Origin of the sequence: Sphingobium mellinum, from assembly GCF_037860795.1 — a bacterium.
Classification (GTDB): Bacteria; Pseudomonadota; Alphaproteobacteria; order Sphingomonadales; family Sphingomonadaceae; genus Sphingobium; species Sphingobium mellinum.
Genome location: NZ_JBANRK010000001.1, coordinates 484,431 through 510,231 on the forward strand (window position 1 = coordinate 484,431; position 25,801 = coordinate 510,231).

A 25,801-nucleotide genomic window follows, 5' to 3' on the forward strand; every position below is an offset into this window, starting at 1 on the left:
GCTCAGCGCGTGGGGTAATTGGGCGCTTCCCGCGTGATCGTCACGTCATGGACATGGCTTTCGGACAGGCCCGCATTGGTGATCTGGACGAAGCGGGCCCGCTGCTGCAGATCCTTGATCGTGCGGCTGCCGGTATAGCCCATGGCCGCCTTCACGCCGCCCACCAGCTGGTGGATGACATCCTTGGCCGGGCCCTTGAACGGCACCTGGCCCTCAATGCCTTCGGGCACCAGCTTCATCTGGTCCTTGATGTCCGCCTGGAAGTAGCGGTCGGCGGACCCGCGCGCCATCGCGCCGACGCTGCCCATGCCGCGATAGCTTTTGTAGGCGCGGCCCTGATAGAGGAAGGTTTCGCCCGGCGCCTCGGCGGTGCCGGCCAGAAGCGACCCCACCATGACGCACCCGGCTCCCGCCGCCAGTGCCTTGGCCAGGTCGCCCGATGTACGCAGGCCGCCGTCGGCGATCACCGGTACCCCCTGCTTCGCCGCTTCATTGGCGGCGTCCATGACGGCGGTCAGCTGGGGCACGCCCACGCCCGCGACGACGCGCGTCGTGCAGATGGATCCGGGCCCGATGCCGACCTTCACGCAATCCGCACCCGCGTCGATCAGCGCCTTGGTCGCTTCGGCCGTGGCGACATTGCCGGCGACGACCTGGACATGGTTGGACAGGCGCTTCACCGCCTCGACCGCGACGGCGACCTGCCGGCTGTGGCCATGCGCGGTGTCGATGACGATCAGGTCGCATTCCGCGTCGATCAGCGCCTCGCTGCGCTCCAGCCCCTTGTCGCCGACGGTGGTGGCGGCAGCGACGCGCAGACGGCCGGACCCATCCTTCGTCGCCTGCGGGTAGGTAACGGCCTTTTCAATGTCCTTGACGGTGATGAGCCCGACGCAATGATAATGCTCGTCCACCACCAGCAGCTTTTCGATCCGGCGCTGGTGCAGCAGGCGCATCGCCTCGTCCTGGCCGACGCCGACCTTGACCGTTGCCAGATTATCCCTCGTCATCAATTCCCTTACGGGCTGCGCGGGGTTTTCCGCGAAGCGCACGTCGCGATTGGTGACGATGCCCACCAGCTTGCCCGATGCCTCGACCACTGGAATGCCGCTGATCCTGTGGCGGGCCATCAGCGTCTGCGCGTCGGCCAGCGTCGCATTGGGCGTGATGGTGATGGGATTGACCACCATGCCGCTTTCGAAGCGCTTGACCGCCCGCACCGCCGCTGCCTGCTCTTCGACCGACAGGTTGCGGTGCAGCACGCCGATGCCGCCCAGCTGCGCCATGACGATCGCCATGTCGGCTTCCGTCACCGTATCCATGGCGGACGAAAGGATCGGGATGTTGAGCTTGATTGCCTTGGTCACATGGGTGCTGGTATCGGCTTGGCTCGGCAACACATCGGATTCGGCGGGCTGCAACAGCACGTCGTCAAAGGTGAGGCCTAGGCGGATATCCATGTGAAGCCACTTTCTGCTGTGCGAGCCTGCGGGGCCCGCTGGGATTCGTGGCGGCCCATGTAACCATTAACCAGCAATACGGCCAGACCTTGGATCGCATTTTCTTCGCTGGCGCGCGGAAGGCGCCGTGCGTCCGCGCGATCAGTCCGCCGATTCAGATGGCAGAGCATCAGGGTTGCCTGCACTGAAAGGAAACCCAAGCCATGAAAAAAAGGGCGCGGCACCCGCCACGCCCTTTTTTCATTCTTTCTGACGCACTTCAGATCCCGGCTGGCGAAGGCTCCCCGAAAGGTCCCTTGCGCTTGCGGGTCCGCGGGATGGACGACCCCGCCGCCGGCATGGTCGACGGCTTGATCGTGGTGCCGTCGTCCCGAGTGATCTCGCCCTTGTCGAGCAGCGTCTTGATCTCGTCGCCGCTCAGCGTCTCATATTCCAGCATGGCGTTGGCCAGCAGGTGCAACTGGTCTTCATGACTGTTCAGGATCTCCTGTGCGCGGGCATAGCCCTGCTCGACAAGACCACGGATTTCGCTGTCGATCAGCTTGGCCGTCTCGTCCGACATATGGACGCGCTGACTCTGCGAATAACCGAGGAAGGTCTCGCCCTGCTGCTCCTCATATTGGAGCGGACCGAGCTTTTCCGACATCCCCCATTGCGTCACCATGTCGCGGGCCAGCTTGGTCGCATATTGGATGTCGCCGGACGCGCCGCTCGACACCTTGTCATGACCGAAGATGATCTCTTCCGCCACGCGCCCGCCCATGGCGACGGCCATGTTGGCGTGCATCTTGTCACGGTGATAGCTGTAGCTGTCGCGCTCGGGCAGGCGCATCACCATGCCCAGCGCACGGCCGCGCGGGATGATCGTCGCCTTGTGGATGGGGTCGGACGCCGGTTCATGGACCGCGACGATGGCATGGCCCGCCTCATGATAGGCGGTCATCTTCTTTTCATCGTCGGTCATGACCATGGAGCGGCGTTCGCTGCCCATCATGACCTTGTCCTTCGCCGCCTCGAACTCGTCCATCGCGACCAGACGCTTGCCGCGACGGGCCGCCATCAGGGCGGCTTCGTTGACGAGATTGGCGAGGTCGGCGCCCGAGAAACCCGGCGTGCCGCGCGCAATGGTGCGCGGATTGACGTCCGGCGCCAGCGGCACCTTCTTCATGTGCACGGCCAGGATCTTCTCGCGGCCTTCGATGTCGGGGCGCGGCACCACGACCTGGCGGTCGAACCGGCCCGGACGCAGCAGCGCGGGGTCCAGCACGTCGGGGCGGTTGGTCGCCGCGACGATGATGATGCCCTCATTCGCCTCGAACCCGTCCATTTCGACCAGCAGCTGGTTCAGCGTCTGCTCGCGCTCGTCATTGCCGTTGCCCAGACCCGCGCCACGATGGCGGCCGACCGCATCGATTTCGTCGATGAAGACGATGCAGGGCGCGTTCTTCTTGGCCTGCTCGAACATGTCGCGCACGCGGCTCGCGCCGACGCCGACGAACATCTCGACAAAGTCGGAACCCGAAATGGTGAAGAAGGGTACACCCGCCTCGCCCGCGATCGCGCGAGCGAGCAGCGTCTTGCCGGTGCCGGGCGAACCGACCAGCAGCGCGCCCTTGGGAATCTTGCCGCCCAGCCGTGCGAACTTGCTCGGATCCTTCAGGAATTCGACGATTTCCTGCAATTCCTCGCGCGCCTCGTCGATGCCGGCGACATCATCGAACGTCACTTTGCCGTGCTTTTCGGTGAGCAGCTTGGCCTTCGATTTGCCAAAGCCCATCGCGCCGCCCGCGCCGCCGCCTTTCTGCATCTGGCGCAGCACGAAAAAGGCGATGCCCAGGATCAGCAGGAATGGCAGAGACTGGTAGATCAGGATCATCCAGAAGCTCGGCTGCTCCTCGCTCTGCCCGGAATATTTGACGTTATAGTCGTCCAGCAGGCCGGTCAGGCCCGGATCATTGACCGGCACCGTGTTGAACCGCTGCCCGCTCGTCAGCGTGCCGGTGATCTTGTCGGTCGCGATGGCGACATCCTTGACCTGCCCTTCCTGCACCTTCGACCGGAACTCGGAATAGGCAATGCCACTGCCCGCCTGCGAAGCGGTGCGGCTGTCGAACATAGAGACAAAGAGCAGCAGGGCGACGATCACGCCCGCCCAAATCATGGCGCTCTTGATCCAGGGATTACCCTGCGGGTCCTTCTCGTCGTTCATTCAGCACTCTCTTTCACCGCGCAAGATAGGATGCCGCGGCAAAATCGCAAGCTGGCGCAGCAGCGCGACAGGCGTTCAGCCGCCGACAAATTGCGACAGGGCGATATAGGCCAGGATCACCGCGACGCCGGCGGACAGTCCGCACAGCAGATAACCGGCATAAAGCAGCATTGGCGGATGGGGGCGGGCCATTTTCCGGTTACGTTGCGCCGCCGAAAGGATAACGCTGGCAAGCAGGCCATAGCTCAGCGCCGCAAATTCAAACATAGTGATCTTCCCGGTTCGAGGTCGGGCTTATTAAGCATGAAGCCCGTTAAGGAAAGCTCACCGCATCGCAACAATTCGGCAGGCCGTGATCCAGACGCGTCAATCCGTGGAACCTTTCCGTAACGACCCCTTCCTGGGAGGAGCGGGCGCTACAAGCCATCGCTCGCCCCCCTGCAGCAGCACGTTGCCAAGGCTCGTCTTCCCCCCCTCGCCCGCCACTAGAATCGCGCGGTCGAGCGACTCCCCTCTCGGCGCGGGCGCCTGGCGGTCGATCCGGGCCATCACCCGCAACAGCAGGCGCCGCAGCAACTCGCGCGGCAAGTCGGTGCGGTCGATCAGCCAGGCGGAACCTTCGGCCCGCACATGCCGCGCCTCCAGCCCCTCGACTATCCAGTCGAGCGCCTCTTCCGCCTCGGCCAGCGCCCGCGCGCTTCGCGCCGCTGACTGCGCGTCGAGCCAGGTCTCGCTCCGCAGCCGGGCGCGGATCGCGGCGCGATCGAACCGAAGGTCACGGTTGGACGGGTCCTCTACATAGGGCAGGCCGCGACGCTCGGCATGGGCCAGCAACTCAGCCCGCCGTGTCGCGAGCAGCGGCCGCAGCACATGTCCCTGCCGCGCGCGAATGCCGGCAAGGCCGTTGACGCCCGCCCCGCGATTGAGCCGCATCAGCATCGTTTCCAGCTGATCGTCGGCATGATGCGCGGTGAAAATCCAGTCGATCCGCCGCTCCCCGCGCCATGCGGCCAGCAGCGCATAACGCTGCGCGCGCGCCCAGTGCTGAATATTGCCCTCCACCGGCCCTGCGGGATGCAGGATCACGTGCGGAATGGACTGCGCGGCGCACCATTGCGCGACCATGGCCGCCTCTTCCGCCGACGCGGGCCGCAGCCCATGGTCGACGGTCGCGGCCTCCACGCGCCCCGGAAAGGCAGCGGCGGCAAGGTCAAGCAGCGCCATGCTGTCCGGCCCGCCGGACACGGCCACACCGAACCGCTGCTTCGGGCCATCCCCGGCCAGCGCAGCGACGCTCCGCGCCAGATGCGCCGCCAGATCGGGCGCGGGCGGGTCAGCCGCCGCCATGCACCCTTAGCTGCACTTGGCTCTGGCGCGGCCCTTGTCCATCATGCCGCGCTGGCTGGCGGACAGGCCGGCGCCATAGACCTGCTCCAGTTCCGCATAGACCTTGCAGGCGTCAGCGGGTTTCTTGAGCTGGATCAGCGCCTCGCCCAGCCAGGCAAGGCTTTCGGCGGCGCGGTCGCCCTTGGGCCGCTTCTGGTAATTTTCGTAGAAGGCGACCGATGCCAGCGCCGGCTTGCCGTCGTCCAGATAGGCGCGGCCCAACAGGTTGGCCGCGCGGCTGCCGACCGATGCATCCCCATATTTGTCGACCGTCGCCTTCAACTGTGCCTGCGCTTCGGGATAGAATTTGGCGTCCCACAGGCGATAGCCATACGTATAGGCGTCGGCGGCGGCATCGCCCGTCGACGGACGCTCGATCGCCGCCACCGCCGTTTTGCGCGCCGCGCTGCCGCCGCTGCCGCTGGTTGCCGGTGTCGATCGGTGCGCTGTCGATGCCGTCGCCTCGGCCGGGGCGTTGGGTGTGACGGCGGGCGGCACCGCTACCTCGGCCCGGCTCTGCGCCTCGGCCTTGTACTTGTCGAACGCTTCCTGGAGCTGGCGGATCTTGAAGCTGTTCTCCTCCACCTGTCCGGTCATCGATGCCAGCTGCGATTCCACCGCGGCGACGCGCGCCGTCAGATCGGCGATCGGCGCGGACGAAGGCGTGCCCGGCGCAACCGCCGGGACGGCGGGCTTGGTGATTTCCGCCTCCAGCGGGGTGCCAGCCGGGAAAACCTTGCGCTGCACCGCGCGCATTTCCTTTTCCAGCCGATCGACCCGCACGTCCAGCGCCACATTCTGGGCGGCCGCCGACGGCGCGTGCGCGATCAGCATCGGCGCCCCCAGCAACAGGGCGGTAGTCGCAAACAAGACCTGACGCATGCTATTCCCCGACTTGGAGCAGAAAACTCATCTCCACCTTAACCATAAGGCGATAATCGCCGCCGTAAAGCGGGACGTGGCATGGCTCAAGGGGCCAAAAGGCGCGGCGCCTCAGTCAGCGACCGGCGCTGTCGTGCTCGCCGGTGCGGGGGACGCGGCGGGCGCGGGAGTCGCCGCCGCCGGCGGAGACAGGGCCCCGGGCGCGGGTTGCGGCGCTGGCTGTGGCGCGGCGCGGGCCGGCCTGGTGGGCGCGGCCGCCGGCGCGGACGGGGCAGTGGCCGGCGCGGCGCGGGCAAGCAGGGCTTCGGCCGAAACCGGCACGTCGGCAATGGTGCGATCAGGCGCGCCCAGCGGCGGCACCGGCTTGCCGCCCACTGTCACCGTCAGCGCCTGCGGCCGGCCGGTCAGGATCATCGGGTTGCGCGCGGTGGCCGGCAGGGCGAAGCTCTCCCCCTTCTTCATAAGGCCGTCCTTCAACCGTTCGCCGGCCTCGTCATAGATACGCAGCCAGACATCGTCATTGGCGGTGAACACCACCGCCTGCGCCACGGCAGCGGCGGCCGGGCGCGCACCCGTTGCGCGCGGCGCGACGGCTGCGGCGGGCTTCGCCTCTTCCCGCGCGGCGATTTCCTCGCCGGTGGGCGGCGTCAGCAATTGCGTGCGCCACACGGTGAAGGCCGCGACCAGGATGATGACGATGGCCGCCGCCGTCCAGGCCAGCAGGCGCGAGGGCACCCGCGCCGGGTCCGCCGGTTCGAACGCTTCGTAGCGGTTCGTGCCCAGCTGCGAATGATGCACCGCATGACGCACGTCGGCGGCGATGGCGACCTCGTCCACATCGACGGCACGGGCATAGGCGCGCGCGAAGCCCACCGCGTAGGGAATGCCTGGCAAGGCGTCATAATCGTCGCGCTCGATCGCCTCCAGCTGACGCTGGGCGATGCGGGTGCGCGTCGCCACATCCTGTATCGACAGGCCCTGCGCCTCACGCGCGGCGCGCAGCTTTGCGCCGGGTGTCAGGGGCTGCGTTTCCGGCGGCGTCGCGCCGGCTTCCAGTTCAGGTTGATCTGCCATGCTGCTCCGCGACCTTTGGTGCCGGCCTTGTCTCATTCCGGGACGGGGATTGTCAACGCCACGCCTGGCATGACAGCCGCCCTAACAGGTTCAATTCAGTTCAATCCCGCGCTCGCGCGCCCATTCGACCAGCGCGGCGCGAATGTCGACGACGCCGTCGTCCAGCAACGTGCGCATCCGCTGCTGCAACGCCGCGACATCGATCATCCGGATCATGGCCTTGACCGGCCCGACCGATGCGGGAGTGATCGACAGCCGCCGCACGCCCAGGCCGATCAGCGCCATGGCTTCCAGCGTCCGCCCGCCCATCTCGCCACACACCCCTACCGGCACCTTGTAGGCGTCGCAGGTCCGCACCACCCGGTCGAGGAAGCGCAGGATGGCGATGCTCAGCCAGTCATAGCGCTCCGCCAGCCGGGGATGCGCGCGGTCGGCAGCGAACAGGAACTGGGTCAGGTCGTTGGTGCCGATCGACAGGAAATCGAGCCGGGGCAGCAGCAGGTCGAGCACCTCGGCGAGCGCCGGCACCTCCAGCATCGCGCCATAGCGGATCGCGACCGGCAGTTTCTTCTTCTGCGAGACGAGCCATTCCCGCTGGTGCTCGACGAGCGCGCGCGCCTGCTCATATTCCCAGGGTTCGGACACCATCGGGAACATGATGTTGAGCACCTTGCCCGCCGACGCTTCCAGCAGCGCGCGCGCCTGCGCCTTCATCAGGCCGTCGCGATCCAGCGCCAGGCGCAGCGCGCGCCAGCCCATCGCCGGGTTGTCCTCCAGTTCCTCGTCCTCGCCCCGCTGCATATAGGGCAGCGCCTTGTCGCCGCCGATGTCGACCGTGCGGAAGATGACCGGCCGGTCGCCCGCCGCGTCCAGCACATCCTTGTAGAGCCGCTGCTGCTTTTCGCGCTGCGGCAGCGTGGCCGACACCAGGAACTGGAATTCGGTGCGAAACAGGCCGATCCCGTCGGCGCCGACCAGGTCCAGCGCCTGCGCGTCCTCGCGCAGGCCGGCATTGACCATCAGTTCGATGCGCTGGCCATCCGTGGTCACCGAAGGCAGGTCGCGCATCGCGGCGAATTCGGCGCGGCGCTTCTGCGTCACATGCAACTTGTTTTCGAACGCCTCGTCCATGTCGGCGGTCGGGCGAATGAGCACGGCATTGGCGCTGACATCCATCAGGATGAGGTCGCCTTCGTTCACCTGATGGCGAATGTCGCGCACGCGGCCAAGCACCGGCACGCCCATGGCCCGCGCGACGATGGTGACATGGGCGGTCAGCGACCCTTCCTCCAGGATCACGCCCTTGAGCCGCCGCCTGTCATATTCCAGCAGCTCCGCCGGGCCAAGATTGCGCGCGATCAGTATGGCGTCCTGCCGCAGGCCCAGCTGCGCCGCGGTCCCCAGCTGCCCGGACACGATCCGCAGCAGCCGGTTGGCCAGATCCTCCAGGTCGTGCATCCGGTCCTGCAACAGCGGGTCGTCGATCTGCCGCATCCGCATCCGCGTGCGCTGCTGCACCCGCTCGATCGCCGCCTCGGCGGTAAGGCCGCTGTCGATCGCCTCGTTGATCCGCCGGGCCCAGCCTTCGTCATAGGCGAACATCTTGTAGGTTTCGAGCACCTCCTGATGCTCCCCCTCCATGCCGAATTCCGCCGCCCCGGTCATGCGGTCGATCTGCTCGCGCATCTTGGTGAACGCGGAAATGACGCGCTGCCGCTCGGCCTCGGTATCTTCGGCCATCGTATGCTCGACATGAATGCGCGGCTGGTGAAACACCGCATGGCCGCGCGCCATGCCCATCACCAGTTGCAGGCCGTTGAGCGCGATCGTGCCCGTATCCTGCACCCGCGAATCCGCCGGCCCGTCGTCCGCCAGTTCGGCATGCGCGATCAGTTCGGCCAGCACCATCGCGACGGTCTGCAGCGCCTCGATCTCCACTTCCTCATAGCGGCGCGGCTCGACATGCTGGACGCACAGCACCCCGATCGCCCGCTCCCGCCGCACGATCGGCACGCCGGCAAAGCTGTGGAACAGTTCCTCGCCGGTTTCGGGGCGATAGCTGTAGTCGGGATGCGACGCCGCCTCGTCGAGGTTCAGCGTCTCCACATTGGTCGCGATCAGGCCGACGAGCCCCTCGCCCATCGCCATGCGGGTGACGTGGACCGCTTCCTGCTTCAGGCCCCGGGTCGCGAACAGTTCCAGCACGCCTTCGCGCACCAGATAGATGGAGCAGACCTCGCTCGACAGGGATTCGCCGATGATCTCGACAACCTTGTTCAGCTTCGCCTGGGCGCTGGTCCTGGCGGCCATCACCTCCTGCAAGCGGACGAGTATCTGTCGGGCGGCGGCGGCGGGCGTGCTGGGCATGTTATATGCGCTATCAGATCGCGGGCCTGCTTTCCAAGGGGCAGTCGGGGTTAATCACGCTTCAATCTCAAGAAATCTGATAAAAGGGCATCGGACATATTGCGGAAACGGCCGGCTGCTTCGTCTCGCCAGTCGGAAACATATGCGGTTGGTGAAACTAGGGGACAGACGACATGACCATGATGTTGGAAACGCATGCCCGCGAAGACCTTATGGATCGCGGATATTCCCGTCGCCAGATCGGCAGGGTGGCGGCCTTGGTGAGCGCGGGCGCCGCCGCGCAGTCGCTGCTGCTGCAGCCCGCCTTCGCACAGCAGCAGGCCGCGCGCGGCGTCAAGGGCGCGGTACGCATCGGCGCCAATGAATGCTGGACCGGCCCCTTCCCGTCCGGGGTGGAGGCGATCGCCAAGGCCGGTTCGGTCGGCAACTGGTATGATCCGGACAATTATCGCGGCGACCTCGTCACCACCGTCGCCAAGGTAGAGGGCATTGCGGAAGAGCAGGTGATGGTATGGCCGGGTTCGGGCGGCGCGCTGGTCAGCGCCGTCGCGGCTTACTGCTCGCCTACCAAGGGCCTCGTGACCGCCGATCCGACCTTTGAATCCGCGTGGCGCACCGCCGACTATGTCAAGGCTCCCATCGCCAAGGCGCCCCAGACAATCGGCAAGGGCCATGACGTGAAAGCCATGCTGGCCGCCAATCCCAACGCGGGCCTCTATTATATCTGCTCGCCCAACAACCCCACCGGCACGATCACGCCGCTCGCCGACATCAAATGGCTGCTCGACAACAAGCCGGCCGACGCCATGCTGCTGGTCGACGAAGCCTATCTCCATTTTTCCGGAGCGCCGAGCGCCGTCAGCCTGATCGGGAATCGCAAGGACATCATTGTCATGCGAACCTTCTCGAAGCTGTTCGGCATGGCGGGTGTGCGCCTGGGCCTCACCTTCGCCGATGCCGAGGTGCAAAAGCGTATCATGCTCTTCGGTCCGACGGCGGGCGGATTGTCGATCACGGCGATGGCCTGCGGGAACGCGGTCTATCCCGAAGCCGCTCTCATCAAGGCGCGGCGGCAGGAGATGATCGCCAATCGCGAGGAAACCATCGCCTGGCTGATGAAGAAAGGCGTCCCCGTACAGCCGGGCAGCCAGGCGAACATGTTCATGATGGACTGGAAAAAGCCGGCCAAGGACATGCAGGCCGCCATGCTGGCCACGCCGGAAAAGATACAGATCGGCCGTGCCTGGCCGATCTGGCCCACCGTATCGCGCGTGACGGTCGGCTCGGCCGACGACATGGCCAAGTTCCGCGCGGCCGTGGACAAGGTGATGAAGGCCTGACCATGGCGAAAATCCCCCCCATGCCGGGCATGGGGGGGATATACCTCAGGCGGTCGCCGCCGACGTCTCGCACAAGGTCTTGAACTGTTCGGCCATCTGGTCCCATCCCGGATGGAAGCCCATATCCTCGTGGCGCTTGCGCGCTTCGGCATCCCAGTGCCGCGCCGTCGCGGTAAAGCGCGTCCCCTCGCCCTCGTCGGCAAAGCTCCAGATCGACGTCATGAACGGCGGCTGCGGCATCCAGCCCACCGCATAGGCGTCCGTCGCCACCACCCGCTCGCCGGGCACCACTTCCAGGATGATGCCTTCCATCGGGCCGGTATCCTCGCCGTCAGGGCCGAACATCCGCACCGCGCTGCGCCCGCCGGGGCGCAGATCCTCCTCGATCACCTCCGCGCGCCAGGGCTTGGGACAGAACCACTGGTCCTTGAGGTCCGTCCACACTTTCCACGCAATGTCCCGTGGCGCCGCGATGTGGCAGCTGACCGACAGTTCATGTTCCGCGCCGCTCATTGCGCCTCTCCTTCAAATGCGGCCTTCATCCGGCCGAGGTCCAGCTTCTGCATGGTCATCATCACCGCCATCATCCGCTGGATGGCGGGCCCGTTGCCGGTCTTGTAAAGGTCCATGATCTCCTGCGACACCAGCTGCCAGGACAGGCCATATTTGTCCTTGAGCCAGCCGCACGGGCCCGGCGAGCCGCCATCGGCGGTCAGCGCGTCGAAATAGCGGTCGAGTTCCGCCTGGTCCTTGCACGAAACGGACAGCGACAACGCTTCGGTGAAGCCGAATTCCGGCCCGCCATTCAGCGCCTGATAGCTTTGCCCGAACAGCGTGAACTCCACCACCAGCACGTCACCCGCCTTGAACGGCCCCGGCGCCGGCGACCCTTCGGGATAATGGCTGACGGCGTCGACCGACCCGTCGCCAAAGATGGAGACATAGAAGCGCGCGGCTTCCTCCGCCTGCCCGTTGAACCACAGGCAGGGTGAAATCTTCGACATTGATCCTCTCCTTACTGCTGGCCCGGACGCATGCCGACCAGGGCGAACATCGCGCCCTGCGGGTCGGCCGCCTGGATGATCCAGGCACCGCCCGGCACCTCCATGGGTCCGTTCAGCACCATGCCGCCGCCCGACTCCACCTTGTCCTTCGCCAGGTCGATATCGGGCACCGCAAAATAAAATAGCCATAGCGGCATCGGCACTTCCTTGGGTCGCGGCATGATGCCGCCGCTCATGGCGTGGAAATCGGTCGCGCCCGACAGCGAGAAGAGCTGATATTTGCCCATCTCGCCCATATCCATCGCCTCGCCCGTGCCCCATCCGAATTGCGATGTGTAGAAGGCGAGATCAGCGCTGAAATCGCCACTATACAGTTCATGCCAGCCGACATGCCCCTTGGCCATCGGCGGGGCCGGCTCCATGCCCTCGGGGCTCGACCCTTTGAGCAGCATGAAGACGGCGCCGCCAGGATCGGTCATCACCGCGAAGCGCCCGACGCCCGGAATATCCTCCGGCGCGCGTTTGATGCTGCCGCCGGCCGCGCTCAACCGCTGGGCATCGGCATCGACATCGGCCGATCCGATATAGCCACCCCACCAGGGCCGCATGCCGCATGCCTTGGCTTCGGCCGGGATAGCCATGACGCCGCCCAGCGGCCCCGCGCTGCCCGAGATCACCTGATAGTCATGCTCTCCGCCAAAGGCCTGCGCGGTCCAGCCGACGACATCGCCGTAAAAAGCCAGCGCCGCCGCCGGATCGCTGGTCATCAGTTCATACCAGAAGAATTTGCCATTCAGATCGGTCATCTTTTCTCTCCCGTTCAGGCCCGCTCGTCGAGCAGCACCTCGAAGCCGCCATAGATCAGCCGCGCCCCGCTGAAGGGCATGTCCTCCCCCTCCTTGGGCTGCATCCGGGGATCCTTCATCACCTTTTCGGCGCCGGCGTCGCGGGTCGCCTTGTCCGGCCACTCGATCCAGGAAAAGACGACCTCCTCGCCCTCTTCGGCGATCACCGCCGTGCGAAAATCGTTGACCTTGCCCGGCTTGACATCATCGGCCCAGCATTCCACCACGCGCAAGGCGCCATGTTCGATGAAGATCGGCGCGGCATAGGCCGCCACCTCCTTGTAGCGCTGCCTGTTGCCCTTGGGCACAGGCACCACGAACCCGTCCATATAGGCCATCGCATCTCTCCTCATTGCATGCTTCGGCAGGATTGCAGGCTTGCTCAGGCCGCTGCTTCCTTGTGAACGGCCAGCGCCGCCTCCAGATCCATCCAGCTGACTTCCCAGATATGGCCGTCAGGATCGGCAAAGCTGTGGCCGTACATGAAGCCATGATCCTGCTGCGGATTGGGTTCGGTGCCGCCCGCCGCCAGCGCCTTTTCCACGGTCGTGTCGACATCGGCGCGGCTTGCCTCGCTCAGGGCCAGCAGCACCTGGGCGGTGGCATGCGCGTCGGGGATGGCGCGCGGGGTGAAGCTGCGGAACCGCTCCTGCGTCAGCAGCATGACGTGGATCGTCTCGGAAAAGCTCAGCATCTGCGCGCTTTCGTCGGCGAAGTCCTTGTTCGGCACCGCACCGACCGCCTCATAGAAGGCGATTGAGGCGGGCAGGTTCGTCACCGGCAGGTTCACGAAGATCATCTTGGGAGTAGTGGCTTGCACCATCGCACATCTCCTTGGGATTGGTCCGGCGGCATGCGTCCTCGAAAGGAACAGCGACTCACCGCCTTGATCTTTGTGAACTCGATGATTATCTTATGCAACATATAAGTTATAAAATATAACTAAGGAACAGGACGTGAAGAAGCGGGCCTATCAGGACGGTTGTGCCACCGCGCATGCGCTGGATCTCATCGGCGACCGCTGGGCGATGCCGATCATGCGGGAATTGATGCTGGGACCCAAGCGCTTCACCGATCTGCGCGCCAGCCTGCCCGGAATCAGCGCCAACGTGCTGACGCAGCGGCTGGAGGAACTGGAGGCGGCCAGCGTGCTTGTCCGCCGCCGCCTGCCCCCGCCCGCTGCCAGCCAGATCTACGAACTGACCGACTGGGGTCGCGAGTCGGAAATATTGTTCCAGGTGCTGGGCCGTTGGGCCTGCCGCTCCCCGACGATGCAGCCGGGTATGCCGATGAGCAGCGTGTCGGTCATCCTGTCCATGCGCACGATGATCGACCGCACCCGCATCGGCGATCTCGACGCCACCATCGGCCTCCGCTTCGGCGAGGAGGAATTTCTCGTCCAGCTGAAGCATGGCGACTTCCGCATCGACCGGGGTCCCGCCACCGGGGCCGACGCCCTCATCCGCGGCGACCAGAATGCCCTGGCGGCCGTCGTCTATGGCGGCGCCCGCTTCCAGGACGTTGCCGGCGCGCTGGTGGTCGAGGGCGACAGGACCCTGGCCGAACGCTTCGTCCGCCTGTTCCCCCTGCCACCCCGGGCGCCCGCGACCTACCCTCCCGCCTGACGGCAAGATTCGCGCTCAATTCACGGTTTCGTTAATGGAAATGTCGGCACGATCACCTGTGTCGTCGGCGGCACCAGCGGCCGCCCGCTTTCTTCCTGCGGCCGTGGCATCGGGATCGTGCTGGGGGGTGGCACGAATCCGGCGCCGATCTCCTTGGGCGGCAAGGGCGGCGGCGGCAGCGGCGTGGGCGATACCACCACCGTGACAGTTCCGCCGAAGCGCGACTGCCATTCCGCCAGGCGCCGCAGATAGTCGGCATAGGCCTGGTAAAATTCCTGGAACGGCTTTTCCAGCGCGGCCAGCGCTTCGGGCGCATAGGCCAGCAACTGGCTCGAAGGCATCGCCAGGATCTTCGCGCCAACCTCGATCGCCACCGGGCAGAAGCTCTTCGTCACCGGCGGCAGCGCAAAGAAATTGTAGACCACGGTGTTGAGCAGCTCGCGCGCTTGCAACCCGCCGCTGCCATAGGCAGCGGTATAATTGCGATCGACCGCCGCATTGGCTTCCCGCAGGACGGCATCATGGACATGCAATATCTGATTATATTGCACCCGCGCCGGCTCGTTCACCCCATGGCAGGACAGGGCCGCGACATTCAGCGCCATCCGCACATGCCATAGCGCTGTATTCGCCGTGACACCGCGATTGGGCGTCAGATACTTGCCGCTCGCATCCACTTCGGGAATGCTCATGCCCTCCACCGCTCCCATGGGAGGCAGCGGCTTTATGGTCCGCACCACGGGCGGCGGGGGCGTCGGCGGGCCGCCCTCCGGCGTCGAACAACCTGTGACGAGCGCCAGAACGGTCAGGCAGCCCAGCTGCCAGGAGCGACGAAAAGCGGCACGCGAGGGCACCTTGCATCCTCTTTGCAAATTACGGTCGAAAGAAAACTCATCGCGGGGCCGCGCGTTCCTGACGATGCCCGAGCCGCTCGGCTCACCGATCCGGGGATCGCGTCATCCCGTCAGCCAAGCCGCTGAAAAAAAGGGATCAGCCGCGACGCGCCAGCGCCACCGCGGCCTCGTCCATCAGCTGCGCGATGATCTCCGCGACGGGTTCTTCCTTCGTCACCATGCCGACCGACTGGCCCGCCATCAGCGACCCGCCCTCCACATCGCCATCGATGACCGCGCGGCGCAGGGCCCCCGCCCAATAATGTTCGATCTGCAGCTGCGCCTCACCCATGTCCACCGCTCCGCTGTCGAGCAGGTTGGCAACCTCGCGCTGCTTGGCGGTGAAGGCTTCGGTGCCCGCATTCTTGAGCGCACGCACCGGGATCACCGGCAGGCGCGGATCGATCTGCACGCTGGCGATCGCCTCGCGCGCGGAAGCGCGGAAGAAGGCCTTCTTGAAATTGGGATGCGCGATGCTCTCGGTCGCGCAAGCGAAACGGGTGCCAAGCTGCACGCCGGCCGCACCCATTTCCAGATAGGCGGCGATGGCCTCGCCCCGGCCTATGCCGCCAGCGACGAACACCGGCAGCTGCGACGCCATTTCGGGCAGGATCTCTTGCGCCAGAACGCTGGTCGCGACCGGGCCGATATGGCCGCCCGCCTCCATACCCTCGACCACCAGAGCATCGACACCAGAGCGCACCAGCTTCTTCGCGAGGGCGAGCGCCGGGGCAAAGCAGATCAGCTTGGCACCCCTCTCCTTGATCGCCTCGATGCTGCGCTTGGGCGGCAGCCCGCCGGCCAGAACGACATGGCCGACATCATGCTTCGCGCACACTTCGATCAAATCGAACAGCTGCGGGTGCATGGTGATGAGGTTGACGCCGAAAGGTTTTTCGGTGAGCGCCTTGGTCGCCGCAATCTCCTTATCGAGCAGCTCCGGGGTCATGGCGCCACAGGCGATCACGCCGAAACCGCCTGCGTTGGACATCGCCGCCACCAGGTTCCGCTCCGACACCCAGCTCATCGCGCCACACAATATCGCAACCTCGCAGCCCAGAAATTCGGTGCCGCGAGCCATCAAGGAGGTGAGTTTGGCGTTGACGCTCATCATATATCCGTTCGTGTCGAGGTGGGATCGAGCCTGGCGAGAGCCCGTATCGGGACAGCCCGCGCAGTCTTCTCGATCCGCCGTCTCGACATTCGACGGCTACTCGAAGCGAACGGGTATTGAAACAGTCAGGCGGCGACCGGCGCATCCAGGCCATAAGCGGTATGCAGCACGCGCACCGCCAGTTCCGTCTCATCCTCGTCGATCAGTACGGATACCTTGATCTCGCTGGTCGAGATGGCGAGGATATTGATTCCCCGATCGGCCAGTGATTTGAACATGGTCGAAGCCACGCCCGCATGGCTCTTCATGCCAACGCCGACCACCGACACCTTGGCGACCTTCGTATCGGGGATCACGCGGTTGAAGCCGATCGCGTCCTTCTGGCTTTCCAGCACATCCAGCGCGCGGGCAAGGTCAGCGCCCGGCACGGTGAAGGTCACGTCGGTCTCGCCCTTGTCGCGGCCGACATTCTGGATGATCATGTCGACGTTGATCGCATTGTCAGCCAGCGGGCCGAAGATGTGCGCCACCGCGCCCGGCCGGTCCGGCACGCGGGTCAGGGTGATCTTGGCCTCATTCTTGTCATGGGCGATGCCGGTGATGAGCTGACGTTCCATCTTGTCTTCCTTGAGCTTGGCTTCCAGTTCCTCCTCGCTGACGATCAGCGTGCCGGGGAGGTCGTCCTGGGTGGGATCATCGAAGGAGGAAAGCACCTGCACGACCACGCCTTCCTTCATGGCGAGGCCGACCGAGCGGGTCTGGAGCACCTTGGCGCCGACGGAGGCCAGCTCCAGCATTTCCTCATAGGTGACGAGGTCGAGCTTGCGCGCCCGCGCCACGATGCGCGGATCGGTGGTATAGACACCGTCGACGTCGGTATAAATGTCGCAACGATCCGCCTTGAGCGCCGCCGCGATAGCGACAGCCGAAGTATCCGAACCACCACGGCCAAGGGTGGAAATGCGGCCGTCCTCCATCATGCCCTGAAAGCCCGGGATCACCGCCACGATGCCCGAGCGCATCGACGCGAGCAGATCGGTCGTGTCGATCTCGCCAATGCGGGCCTTGGCATGCGCGTCGTTGGTGCGGATGGGCAGCTGCCACCCCAGCCAGCTGCGTGCGTCCACGCCCATGGCTTTCAACGTCATGGCCAGAAGGCCGCTCGTCACCTGCTCTCCGCTGGCGACGACGACGTCGTATTCCGCCGGATCATACAGCGCAGATGCTTCCTTGCAGAAGCCGACCAGCCGATCCGTCTCGCCCGCCATGGCGGACACGACAACGGCGACTTCATGGCCCTGCTCGACGACATGCTTGACTCGCGCGGCCACATTGCGAATTCGCTCCATCCCCGCCATCGAGGTGCCGCCGAATTTCATCACGATGCGCGCCATCTGCTTGTCGAGCCTGCCTGCTATCTGGAAAGAAAAAAGCCTCTCCCCACTGGGGAGAAAAACGGCGCCGCTATAGCAGCAGCGGCGGATATGGCAACCATGCCGGGGACTCCACCTCGCGCCGATCCTGCTGGCAGCTGCGCTCGCCTTCGCGATGATGAGCAACCGCAGGCACAGAAAGCCCCATGACCTCGCCTGCACCGAGGCAGCCACCCGCGCACTGCATCGCCAGCTGGACGAGGAGGACAAATATCTGAACGGCGAAGGCCCGCCGCCCCGCCGCAGGTAGAAGCCCGTGGCGCCAGATTGCGAAGCTTGATAGGCAGGCGGCATGGCACATATGGTTCCAAGCACGATCGACCCGCGCGAAGCCGCGCATTTCGGCGCTATGGCGGCGGACTGGTGGGACCCCAAGGGCAGCAGCGCAATGCTGCACAAGCTCAATCCGGTCCGACTACGCTACATCCGCCAGGCGATCGATACGCACTGGCATGGCGATGAGGCCAGCTTCCGTCCGCTGGAGGGCAGGCGCGCGCTGGACGTCGGCTGCGGCGCGGGGCTCCTCGCCGAGCCGCTGGCGCGCCTGGGCGCGAGCGTCACGGCGCTGGACGCGGCGGAGGAAAATATCGCCGTGGCACGCGCGCATGCGGCGGGCCAGGGCCTTACCATCGACTACCGCGCTCTTCCGGTCGAGCAGCTGGACGAAGGCGGGTTCGACCTCGTCACCTCCATGGAGGTGCTGGAACATGTCACCGATCCCGCCGCCTTCATCGCCGCGCTCGCGGCCAAGCTCGCGCCCGGCGGCCTGCTCCTCCTCTCGACACCCAACCGCACCCCGCTCTCGCGTCTGGCGATGATCACCATCGGTGAAAGCATCGGCGGGATTCCCAGGGGCACGCACGACTGGAACAAGTTCCTGACGCCGGAGGAAACGCGTCAGCATGTGGTCGATGCGGGGATGGAGGTCACCGACATCACCGGCCTCGCCTTCGACCCGGCACGGGGCCTTACGCTGTCGTCCAACAAGGCGATCAACTATCTGCTGACGGCACGTCACCCTCAGGGGTGAAGCCCCATCACGGTCCCCGCGGTCAGCCGCGCTCCGGCATCAGTTCATCATCGCGTCCGCGCGGGCGATCAGCGCCTTCGCTTCCTCGACATGCATGCTCTCGATCATGCGTCCTTCAAAGCGCTCCGCCCCGCCCGTCGCCGCATCGATCAGCCGACGCGCATCGGCCACCGCCTGCGCATCCGGCCCGAACACCTGGTTGGCGACCGTCACCTGGCTCGGATGGATCAGCGTCTTGCCGTCGAAGCCCAGCATGTGCCCCTCCGCGCACTCCGCCTCGAACCCGGCCTCATCGTCCAGCCGGTTGAACACGCCGTCGAACACCGCGACCCGCGCCGCGCGACCGCTCAGAACGACGGACTGGAGCGCGAAGCCCAGCCCCTCGCGCCCGGCCGATGGAGGGATGCCCAGATCCTTGCGCAGGTCATTGGTGCCCATGAACAGGCCGCTCGTCCCCTCCGCCGCCGCGATGGCCGGGGCGGCCAGAACCCCGACAGCGCTTTCGATCATCGCGATGACCGGCTTCTGACAGACGCTGAAGACCGACTGCACCTGCTTGACCGTCTCGACCTTGGGCAACACGACATAATCGACGGTGGAACGTTTGACGGCGACCATGTCGGCCCCGTGCCAGTCCGTGTCCTCCGCATTGATCCGGATCGCCGTCAGGCGTCGGCCGAAACCTTCCGCCACTGCCCCCACCGCATGGCTCCGGGCCTCATCCTTGCGATCGTAGGGAACCGCATCCTCTAGATCCAGCAGCACCATGTCGCAGGGCAGGCTCCGGACCTTGGCGACAGCGCGCATGTTCGAAGCAGGAACGAACAGCAGCGAACGGGCATGGCGCAACAGCATGACATATCTCCTCGGGGCATCGGCATCCTGCGACGGTTTGCCTTTTCCCGTTAACGATTCCGCGTCATAGTCAAGCGCTTCAAGGGGGAAATGAGATGCTGACGACATTTGCGCTAACCGTGACGATGCTGGTGCTCTTCTATCTGGCGGTAAGCGTCAAGGTGGTGCGGCAGGGCTATCAATATACGATCGAGCGGTTCGGCCGCTTCACCGAGGTGGCACGGCCGGGCCTCAATTTCTATCCCGCCTTCTTCTATGGGGTCGGCCGCAAGATCAACATGATGGAACAGGTCGTCGACATTCCGGGGCAGGAAATCATCACCAAGGACAACGCCATGGTGTCGGTCGACGGCGTGGTCTTCTTCCAGGTGCTCGACGCAGCCAAGGCGGCCTATGAAGTGTCCGAACTCTATGTCGCGATCATGCAGCTGGCGACCACCAACCTGCGCACGGTGATGGGGTCGATGGACCTCGATGAAACGCTGTCCAAGCGCGACGAGATCAACGCACGCCTGCTGTCGGTGGTCGATCATGCGACCAACGCCTGGGGCATCAAGATCACCCGCGTCGAACTCAAGGATATCCGTCCTCCGGCCGATATCGTCAACGCCATGGGCCGCCAGATGAAGGCCGAGCGCGAAAAGCGGGCGCTGATCCTGGAATCCGAAGGCCTGCGCGCCTCGGAAATCCTGAAGGCCGAAGGGCAGAAGCAGAGCCAGATCCTGGAAGCCGAAGGCCGGCGGGAAGCTGCCTTCCGCGATGCGGAAGCGCGTGAGCGCGAGGCGGAAGCGGAGGCCAAGGCGACGCAGATGGTGTCGGAAGCGATCGCCAGCGGCAACGCGCAGGCGATCAATTACTTCATTGCCCAGAAATATGTCGAAGCGGTGAGCCAGTTCGCCACATCGCCCAACGCCAAGACCATCCTTTTCCCGGTCGAAGCGACGCAGCTCATCGGCACTCTGGGCGGGATCGGCGCGCTGGCGAAGGAAGCGCTGGGCGGTGATGGCACGCCGCCCGCGCCGTCGGCTCCCAACCCGCCCCGGCGCAGCCCCTTCACGCAGGGCCAGGGCTGATGGACTGGCTGCGCCTCCTCGACGATCATTGGGGCTGGCTCGTCTTCGCCGCGCTGCTGGGCATTGGCGAGGTGATGATGCCCGGCATCTTCCTCATCTGGGTGGCGCTGGCGGCGGCGGTTACGGGGCTGGTCGCGCTGCTCCTCCCCATTTCCGTGCCGGTTCAGTTGCTGGTCTTTGCCTTTCTCTGCCTCGTGTCCGTCTGGGGCGGCCGCCGCTGGTATTCCGCCAATCCCGTGGCGTCGCAGGACCCGTTGCTGAACGACCGCACCGCCCGTCTGATCGGTGAGGTCGTGACGGTCGTCGAGCCGATCGATAACGGCCGGGGCCGGGTGAAGGTGGGCGACAGCGTCTGGTCGTGCCACGGGCCCGACGCGCCCGCAGGGACGCGGGTGCGGGTGGTGGGTGCCGAGGCTTCCGTGCTGAAGGTGGAACTGGTTTAGGGCTGTTCTGGGTGGATTGCGGACGGTCGGATTTCGATTGTCAGCATCACAAATCGGACAGTGCAATTGCAGGATCCCAATCCGTCGGCGTGTGCTGGTTGCTCCTCAACGGAGCGCGTGCGACTATCAGTGTGTGAATAAATCTCCACCAAATGACGTTGGGCGCCCTCGCGGATTTAGGACTTTCTTGAAGGCTCTGGGACCGGGCCTCGTTACAGGCGCGGCTGATGATGATCCCAGCGGCATAGGCACGCATAGCCAGGTTGGCGCTCAATTCGGTTATGGTTTGGCCTGGACATTTGTCCTCAGTTTCCCGCTGATGGTTGCGATACAACTGATTGCGGCAGAGATTGGCCGCGTCACGGGTGCGGGCATCGCCCGAAACCTGAGACGTCATTACCCACGCCCCCTGTTGTGGTTCATGGTCTCACTGTTGCTTATCGCGAACATCGTCAATCTTGGGGCCGATCTGAGTGCGATGGGTGCGGCACTTACCCTTCTCATCGGCGGGAAAGGGGCGCTTTACACGCTGCTATTCGGGATCGTGTGCATCCTTCTGGAAGTTGGGCTTAGCTACCCGCGCTATGCATCGATTTTGAAGTGGACGACTCTTTCCTTGTTCACGTACGTTGCTGTGGTGGCGGTTGCCCACGTACCATGGCCGCAGGCACTGCGCTCGCTCGTGGTTCCCGAGCTGCAATTCAACGCCGCTTATGCCACCGCCTTCGTCGCTATCCTTGGCACGACCATAAGCCCCTATCTGTTCTTCTGGCAGGCCGGGCAGGAAATCGAGGAACAGCATAGACATCATGTCAAACCGCTGTGCCTGACGGCATCCGCCGCAGGCCCCGAACTGAAACGAATTCAAATCGATACGCTAACCGGCATGGGGTTCAGCACACTTATATCACTCGCGATCGTGTTCGCGACCGCAGCCACACTGCATGCCAATGGCGTGCGGGATATCGCAACGTCGTCACAGGCGGCCGAGGCGCTTCGGCCGATCGCAGGCCAATTTGCCTTCGCAATGTTTGCGGTGGGTATTATTGGCACCGGCTTGCTGGCTGTTCCGGTGCTTGCAGGGTCGGCTGCCTATGCCGTCACCGAGATGGCGGGGATTTCTGGCAGCCTTGATGCGAAGCCGCTCTCTGCCCGCCTATTCTACGGGACGATTGCGGCAACGACGCTGGCCGGCGCATCCCTGAACGGGATTGGCATCGACCCGGCGCGCGCACTGTACTGGGCGGCAGTGGTGAACGGCATTCTCGCCGGTCCATTGATGGTCGTAATGATGCTGATCGTTCGCAATCCCCGGGCAATGGGGCGCTTGACTGTGTCGCTTCGACAGATGACCTTCGGGTGGGTGGCCACAGCGGTCATGGTCGCGTCCTCGGTACTATTTCTGGGATTTATAGTCGCGGACCTGATCTGAAGCGCACGACTGAGCGGCTGCTTTTAGGGCATCATCTCTGCTACTATAAGGTCGCCTTTTGGCCGCAAGCGGACAATCAAAAAAGGCCGGCGTTTCCGCCAGCCCTTCCTTTCCAAATCTGTCCAGCTGGTCAACCCACGAAGGCGCGTTCAATCACATAGGCGCCCGGCGCGGCGTTCGAACCTTCGAGGAAGCCCTGCTCCTCGAAATAGGCGCCGAACTGCTTGATCATCTCCATGCTGCCGCACATCATGACCCGGTCGGTTTCCGGATTGAATTTCTGGTCGCCCGGAATGCCTTCGAACAGCGCACCGCTTTCCATCAACTTGTCGATCCGCGCATTGTTACGGAACGGCTCCCGCGTGACGGTCGGCACATAATGGAACTGTCCGGCGGCCTGTTCGGATACCAGCGGGTCCTCCGCCAGCTTGCCTGCCAGTTCGTCATGAAAGGCCAGGTCGCTGACGCGGCGCACCGAATGAATGACGACAACCTGCTCGTAAAATTCATAAACGTCGGGGTCGCGCGCCAGGCTGAGGAACGGCGCAAGGCCCGTGCCCGTCGACAGCATGAACAGGCGCTTGCCGGGCAGCAGCGCGTCTGTAACCAGCGTGCCGGTCGGCTTGCGGCCAAGATAGATCTGGTCGCCCGGCTGGATGAGTTGCAGCTTGGATGTCAGCGGCCCGTCCTGCACCTTGATCGACAGGAATTCCAGTTCCTCGTCCCACGACGGGCTCGCAACCGAATAGGCGCGCAGCAGCGGCTTCCCATTGTCGCCCGGCAGTCCGATCATCACGAACTCGCCGGACCGGAAGCGAAAGCTGGCCGGGCGGCTGATGCGGAAGCTGAACAGATGCTCGTTCCAGTGCCGGACTGACAGCACGGTCTCCACGCTCAGGGCGCCAGTGGGCTCCAGCACCGGATTATCGGTCGTCACGTCGCTCAACACCTTCTCTCCTGCCAAATCCATTCTGCGAACGCCTCATCGCCAAGCGTCAGTTGCGTGGTTTTCGCAATAAGCGATGCGCGGCAATGGCCCGCACCCCCCAGGAAGGCAAGGTGAAAAAACTTGGGCGCCCAATAGCTCGCTTGCATGCTCCATCCAGCAGGGGCAGGCGCGGCGCTGGTCAGCCAAACAGCCCCTTGGCCAGATTGCCAAGTTCATTGAGAGGATTGCCATCGCCATCCCGGTCGAACAGGCTGCCGATCTTGCCCAGGATCGCTTCGGGACCGCCGAACTGCGAAAACAGGTCCTGCAGCTTGTCGGCTGAAACCCCATGCTCGGCAGCGGTCGTCGCAAGCGCGGCGACATCGGTTTCCCCCGCCGCAATCTTGCCGCCAATTTCGGTCATCAGGGCCTGCATCTGCTCGGGCTCCAGCCCCAGCTGCGCGGCCACCGCCTGCAGTCCGCCTGCGCCTTGCAAGAATTCGTCAAACATGGTCCTGTCCCTACATCCGGCAACCGAAGGCAGGATAGCATTGTCCGCCAGCATTCTGAAAAGAAAAAGAGCCGGGCGGAGGTTTCCCTCCCCGGCTCTCCTTCAACCATAAGGTCAGCGTCAGGCGGCGGTCAGCGCAGCCTGGCGAACCGAGGCATCGACATGATCCTCGAACTGGGCGAAGTTGTCGACGAACTGCTTGACCAGCTTGGCTGCGGTTTGGTCATATGCGGGCTTGTCTGCCCACATCGCGCGCGGATCGAGGATGGTCGTGTCCACGCCCGGCACGGCCACCGGCACTTCGAACCCGAAATTGGGATCGATGCGAAACTCGACAGTGTTGAGGCTGCCGTCCAGCGCGGCGTTGAGCAGCGCGCGCGTGACCTTGATCGGCATGCGCTTGATGCCCGGCATCGTCGCCAGACCACCTGCCCAGCCGGTGTTGACCAGCCAGCAAGTGACGCCGCCCTTGTTGATCCGCTCCTTGAGCAGATTGCCGTAGACCGACGGGTGACGCGGCATGAACGGCGCGCCAAAGCAGGTCGAGAAGGTGGCGGTCGGCTCGGTCACGCCGATTTCCGTTCCGGCAACACGCGCGGTGTAGCCCGACAGGAAATGATACATGGCCTGATCGGGGGTCAGCCGCGCGATCGGCGGCAGCACGCCATAGGCGTCGGCGGTCAGAAAGATGATGTTCTTGGGCACCGGGCCCAGATTCTTTTCCGACGCGTTCGGGATGAAGTCGATCGGATAGGAACCGCGGCTGTTTTCGGCGAGGCTGTTGTCGTCGAGGTCGATCTCGCGCGTTTCCTCGTCGATCACGACATTTTCCAGCACCGTGCCGAACCGCTTGGTGGTGGCGAAAATCTCCGGCTCGGCTTCTGCCGACAGGTTGATCATCTTGGCATAGCAGCCGCCTTCGAAGTTGAAGACGGCCGTGTCCGACCAGCCATGTTCGTCATCGCCGATCAGCGTGCGGCTGGCATCGGCCGACAGCGTGGTCTTGCCCGTGCCCGACAGGCCGAAGAAGACAGCCGTGTCGCCGTTCGGGCCAATATTGGCGGAACAGTGCATGGGCATGACGCCCTTGGTCGGCAGCAGATAGTTGAGGATGCCGAACACCGACTTCTTCATTTCGCCGGCATAGCTGGTGCCGCCGATCAGGATCAGCTTTTCGCTGAAATTCACGGCGATGACGGTTTCGCTGCGGCTGCCATGGCGGGCCGGATCGGCCTTGAAGGTGGGCAGGTCGATGATCGTATATTCGGGCGCGAACCCAGCGAGTTCCTCCGCCTTCGGCCGGACCAGCAGCGTACGGATGAAAAGATTGTGCCAGGCGCGCTCATTGATCACGCGGACGTTGACGCGATGTTCAGGCTGCGAACCGCCGAACAGGTCAGCGACGTAGAGCTTGTCCTTTTCCCCCAGCGCCTGGAAAAAATCCGCCTTCAGCGCGGCGAAATGTTCAGGGGTCATGGGGACGTTGGTCTTGCCCCACCAGACGGTCGATTCGGTTTCGGCATCCCTGACGATGAACTTGTCGCTGGCCGAGCGGCCCGTATGCTTGCCGGTCTTGACGACCAGCGGGCCATCCTTCGACAGTATCCCCTCGCCATTGGCGAGAGCGGCTTCGACAAGCGGCGCGGTGCCGAGATTCCAATATTGGGTAGCGTTGGTCGAAATACCCTGCTGTTCGAGGGTGATAGAGGATTTGGCCTGCACGCCTTAGCTCCTGATGTGATAACTCCGGACCGCAACACCTAGCGTTCACGACCGATCCGCCCCTCAGCGCCGCGGTCGATTCCGCGCGGCGTCATTTGCTGCAGACGGGGGAGGCAATAGGCGTTTGACGCCCGACCGTCAAATCCGCGAGACCCCGCGTTTATCCCAGATTAAG

General features: G+C 64.6%; 25 protein-coding genes. 6 read left to right on the forward strand and 19 right to left on the reverse strand.

From position 1 onward, the window contains the following. Nucleotides 1–2: 2 nt before the first annotated feature. The 7 genes from guaB to ptsP form a co-directional block, all read right to left on the reverse strand. On the reverse strand, nucleotides 3–1,460 hold the full coding sequence (gene guaB, locus AAC640_RS02415) for an IMP dehydrogenase (RefSeq protein ID WP_340264479.1): 1,458 nt from the start codon (nucleotides 1,458–1,460) through the stop codon (nucleotides 3–5). Nucleotides 1,461–1,719: 259 nt separating this feature from the next. Then, a complete protein-coding gene (gene ftsH, locus AAC640_RS02420; RefSeq protein WP_340264480.1) occupies nucleotides 1,720–3,669 on the reverse strand; it encodes an ATP-dependent zinc metalloprotease FtsH in 1,950 nt (649 codons plus the stop codon). 75 nt (nucleotides 3,670–3,744) lie between these two features. Next, nucleotides 3,745–3,936 (reverse strand): hypothetical protein, encoded by a 192-nt coding sequence (locus AAC640_RS02425; RefSeq protein ID WP_340264481.1) that lies wholly within the window; start codon nucleotides 3,934–3,936, stop codon nucleotides 3,745–3,747. 99 nt (nucleotides 3,937–4,035) lie between these two features. Then, the gene (gene tilS, locus AAC640_RS02430; RefSeq protein ID WP_340264482.1) at nucleotides 4,036–5,016 is read right to left on the reverse strand and encodes a tRNA lysidine(34) synthetase TilS; all 981 of its coding nucleotides are present in this window, start codon (nucleotides 5,014–5,016) and stop codon (nucleotides 4,036–4,038) included. Nucleotides 5,017–5,022: 6 nt separating this feature from the next. Next, the gene (locus AAC640_RS02435; protein ID WP_340264483.1) at nucleotides 5,023–5,937 is read right to left on the reverse strand and encodes a hypothetical protein; all 915 of its coding nucleotides are present in this window, start codon (nucleotides 5,935–5,937) and stop codon (nucleotides 5,023–5,025) included. A 111-nt stretch (nucleotides 5,938–6,048) separates the two neighbouring features. Then, nucleotides 6,049–7,011, reverse strand: a complete 963-nt coding sequence (locus AAC640_RS02440; protein ID WP_340264484.1) for a helix-turn-helix domain-containing protein — start codon at nucleotides 7,009–7,011, stop codon at nucleotides 6,049–6,051. Nucleotides 7,012–7,101: 90 nt separating this feature from the next. Further along, nucleotides 7,102–9,378 carry a phosphoenolpyruvate--protein phosphotransferase gene (gene ptsP / locus AAC640_RS02445; protein ID WP_340264485.1) on the reverse strand — a complete coding sequence of 759 codons (2,277 nt, stop codon included), beginning with the start codon at nucleotides 9,376–9,378 and terminating at the stop codon, nucleotides 7,102–7,104. Between the two features lie 173 nt (nucleotides 9,379–9,551). Here ptsP and AAC640_RS02450 point away from each other — a divergent pair, with 173 nt between their 5' ends. After that, entirely contained in the window at nucleotides 9,552–10,718 is a 1,167-nt protein-coding gene (locus AAC640_RS02450) for a pyridoxal phosphate-dependent aminotransferase (RefSeq protein ID WP_340264486.1), read from the forward strand. Nucleotides 10,719–10,763: 45 nt separating this feature from the next. Here AAC640_RS02450 and AAC640_RS02455 read toward each other — a convergent pair whose 3' ends face one another. Genes AAC640_RS02455 through AAC640_RS02475 form a run of 5 tightly spaced genes read right to left on the reverse strand, consistent with a single transcriptional unit; the run spans nucleotide 10,764 to nucleotide 13,390 of the window. Then, on the reverse strand, nucleotides 10,764–11,231 hold the full coding sequence (locus AAC640_RS02455) for an SRPBCC domain-containing protein (protein WP_340264487.1): 468 nt from the start codon (nucleotides 11,229–11,231) through the stop codon (nucleotides 10,764–10,766). After that, a complete protein-coding gene (locus AAC640_RS02460) occupies nucleotides 11,228–11,722 on the reverse strand; it encodes a VOC family protein (protein ID WP_340264488.1) in 495 nt (164 codons plus the stop codon). Before AAC640_RS02460 ends, AAC640_RS02455 begins: the two co-directional genes overlap by 4 nt. An 11-nt stretch (nucleotides 11,723–11,733) precedes the next feature. After that, nucleotides 11,734–12,528, reverse strand: a complete 795-nt coding sequence (locus AAC640_RS02465; RefSeq protein WP_340264489.1) for a VOC family protein — start codon at nucleotides 12,526–12,528, stop codon at nucleotides 11,734–11,736. Nucleotides 12,529–12,542: 14 nt separating this feature from the next. Further along, nucleotides 12,543–12,905 (reverse strand): DUF1428 domain-containing protein, encoded by a 363-nt coding sequence (locus AAC640_RS02470; protein WP_340264490.1) that lies wholly within the window; start codon nucleotides 12,903–12,905, stop codon nucleotides 12,543–12,545. 44 nt (nucleotides 12,906–12,949) lie between these two features. Beyond that, nucleotides 12,950–13,390, reverse strand: a complete 441-nt coding sequence (locus AAC640_RS02475) for a VOC family protein (RefSeq protein ID WP_340264491.1) — start codon at nucleotides 13,388–13,390, stop codon at nucleotides 12,950–12,952. 133 nt (nucleotides 13,391–13,523) lie between these two features. On the opposite strand from AAC640_RS02475, the gene AAC640_RS02480 reads away from it, so the two are divergent. Then, on the forward strand, nucleotides 13,524–14,192 hold the full coding sequence (locus AAC640_RS02480) for a winged helix-turn-helix transcriptional regulator (protein ID WP_340264492.1): 669 nt from the start codon (nucleotides 13,524–13,526) through the stop codon (nucleotides 14,190–14,192). Nucleotides 14,193–14,212: 20 nt separating this feature from the next. Here AAC640_RS02480 and AAC640_RS02485 read toward each other — a convergent pair whose 3' ends face one another. From AAC640_RS02485 to AAC640_RS02495, 3 genes are all read right to left on the reverse strand, one after another. Then, complete coding sequence (locus tag AAC640_RS02485) at nucleotides 14,213–15,046, reverse strand: hypothetical protein (protein WP_340264493.1); 834 nt, start codon at nucleotides 15,044–15,046, stop codon at nucleotides 14,213–14,215. Between the two features lie 136 nt (nucleotides 15,047–15,182). Continuing rightward, nucleotides 15,183–16,196: an NAD(P)H-dependent flavin oxidoreductase gene (locus tag AAC640_RS02490; RefSeq protein WP_340264494.1), complete on the reverse strand. Its 1,014-nt coding sequence runs from the start codon at nucleotides 16,194–16,196 to the stop codon at nucleotides 15,183–15,185. A 128-nt stretch (nucleotides 16,197–16,324) separates the two neighbouring features. After that, the gene (locus AAC640_RS02495) at nucleotides 16,325–17,593 is read right to left on the reverse strand and encodes an aspartate kinase (protein WP_340264495.1); all 1,269 of its coding nucleotides are present in this window, start codon (nucleotides 17,591–17,593) and stop codon (nucleotides 16,325–16,327) included. Nucleotides 17,594–17,924: 331 nt separating this feature from the next. On the opposite strand from AAC640_RS02495, the gene ubiG reads away from it, so the two are divergent. Further along, nucleotides 17,925–18,662 (forward strand): bifunctional 2-polyprenyl-6-hydroxyphenol methylase/3-demethylubiquinol 3-O-methyltransferase UbiG, encoded by a 738-nt coding sequence (ubiG, locus tag AAC640_RS02500; RefSeq protein ID WP_340264496.1) that lies wholly within the window; start codon nucleotides 17,925–17,927, stop codon nucleotides 18,660–18,662. Between the two features lie 39 nt (nucleotides 18,663–18,701). Here the strand turns inward: ubiG and AAC640_RS02505 are convergent, their stop codons facing one another. Then, nucleotides 18,702–19,517 (reverse strand): HpcH/HpaI aldolase/citrate lyase family protein, encoded by an 816-nt coding sequence (locus AAC640_RS02505; protein WP_340264497.1) that lies wholly within the window; start codon nucleotides 19,515–19,517, stop codon nucleotides 18,702–18,704. Between the two features lie 95 nt (nucleotides 19,518–19,612). On the opposite strand from AAC640_RS02505, the gene AAC640_RS02510 reads away from it, so the two are divergent. The 3 genes from AAC640_RS02510 to AAC640_RS02520 all read left to right on the forward strand — a co-directional run bounded on the left by AAC640_RS02510 (nucleotide 19,613) and on the right by AAC640_RS02520 (nucleotide 22,465). Beyond that, nucleotides 19,613–20,590, forward strand: a complete 978-nt coding sequence (locus AAC640_RS02510; protein WP_340264498.1) for an SPFH domain-containing protein — start codon at nucleotides 19,613–19,615, stop codon at nucleotides 20,588–20,590. Then, nucleotides 20,590–21,033, forward strand: coding sequence for an NfeD family protein (locus AAC640_RS02515; protein ID WP_340264499.1), 444 nt, complete (start codon nucleotides 20,590–20,592; stop codon nucleotides 21,031–21,033). Before AAC640_RS02510 ends, AAC640_RS02515 begins: the two co-directional genes overlap by 1 nt. A gap of 187 nt (nucleotides 21,034–21,220) precedes the next feature. Further along, nucleotides 21,221–22,465 (forward strand): NRAMP family divalent metal transporter, encoded by a 1,245-nt coding sequence (locus AAC640_RS02520; protein ID WP_340264500.1) that lies wholly within the window; start codon nucleotides 21,221–21,223, stop codon nucleotides 22,463–22,465. A 130-nt stretch (nucleotides 22,466–22,595) separates the two neighbouring features. Here AAC640_RS02520 and AAC640_RS02525 read toward each other — a convergent pair whose 3' ends face one another. From AAC640_RS02525 to AAC640_RS02535, 3 genes are all read right to left on the reverse strand, one after another. Then, a complete protein-coding gene (locus AAC640_RS02525) occupies nucleotides 22,596–23,435 on the reverse strand; it encodes a ferredoxin--NADP reductase (RefSeq protein ID WP_340264501.1) in 840 nt (279 codons plus the stop codon). Between the two features lie 157 nt (nucleotides 23,436–23,592). Next, entirely contained in the window at nucleotides 23,593–23,904 is a 312-nt protein-coding gene (locus tag AAC640_RS02530) for a hypothetical protein (RefSeq protein WP_340264502.1), read from the reverse strand. 120 nt (nucleotides 23,905–24,024) lie between these two features. Further along, nucleotides 24,025–25,626, reverse strand: coding sequence for a phosphoenolpyruvate carboxykinase (locus tag AAC640_RS02535; protein WP_340264503.1), 1,602 nt, complete (start codon nucleotides 25,624–25,626; stop codon nucleotides 24,025–24,027). Nucleotides 25,627–25,801 lie beyond the last annotated feature (175 nt).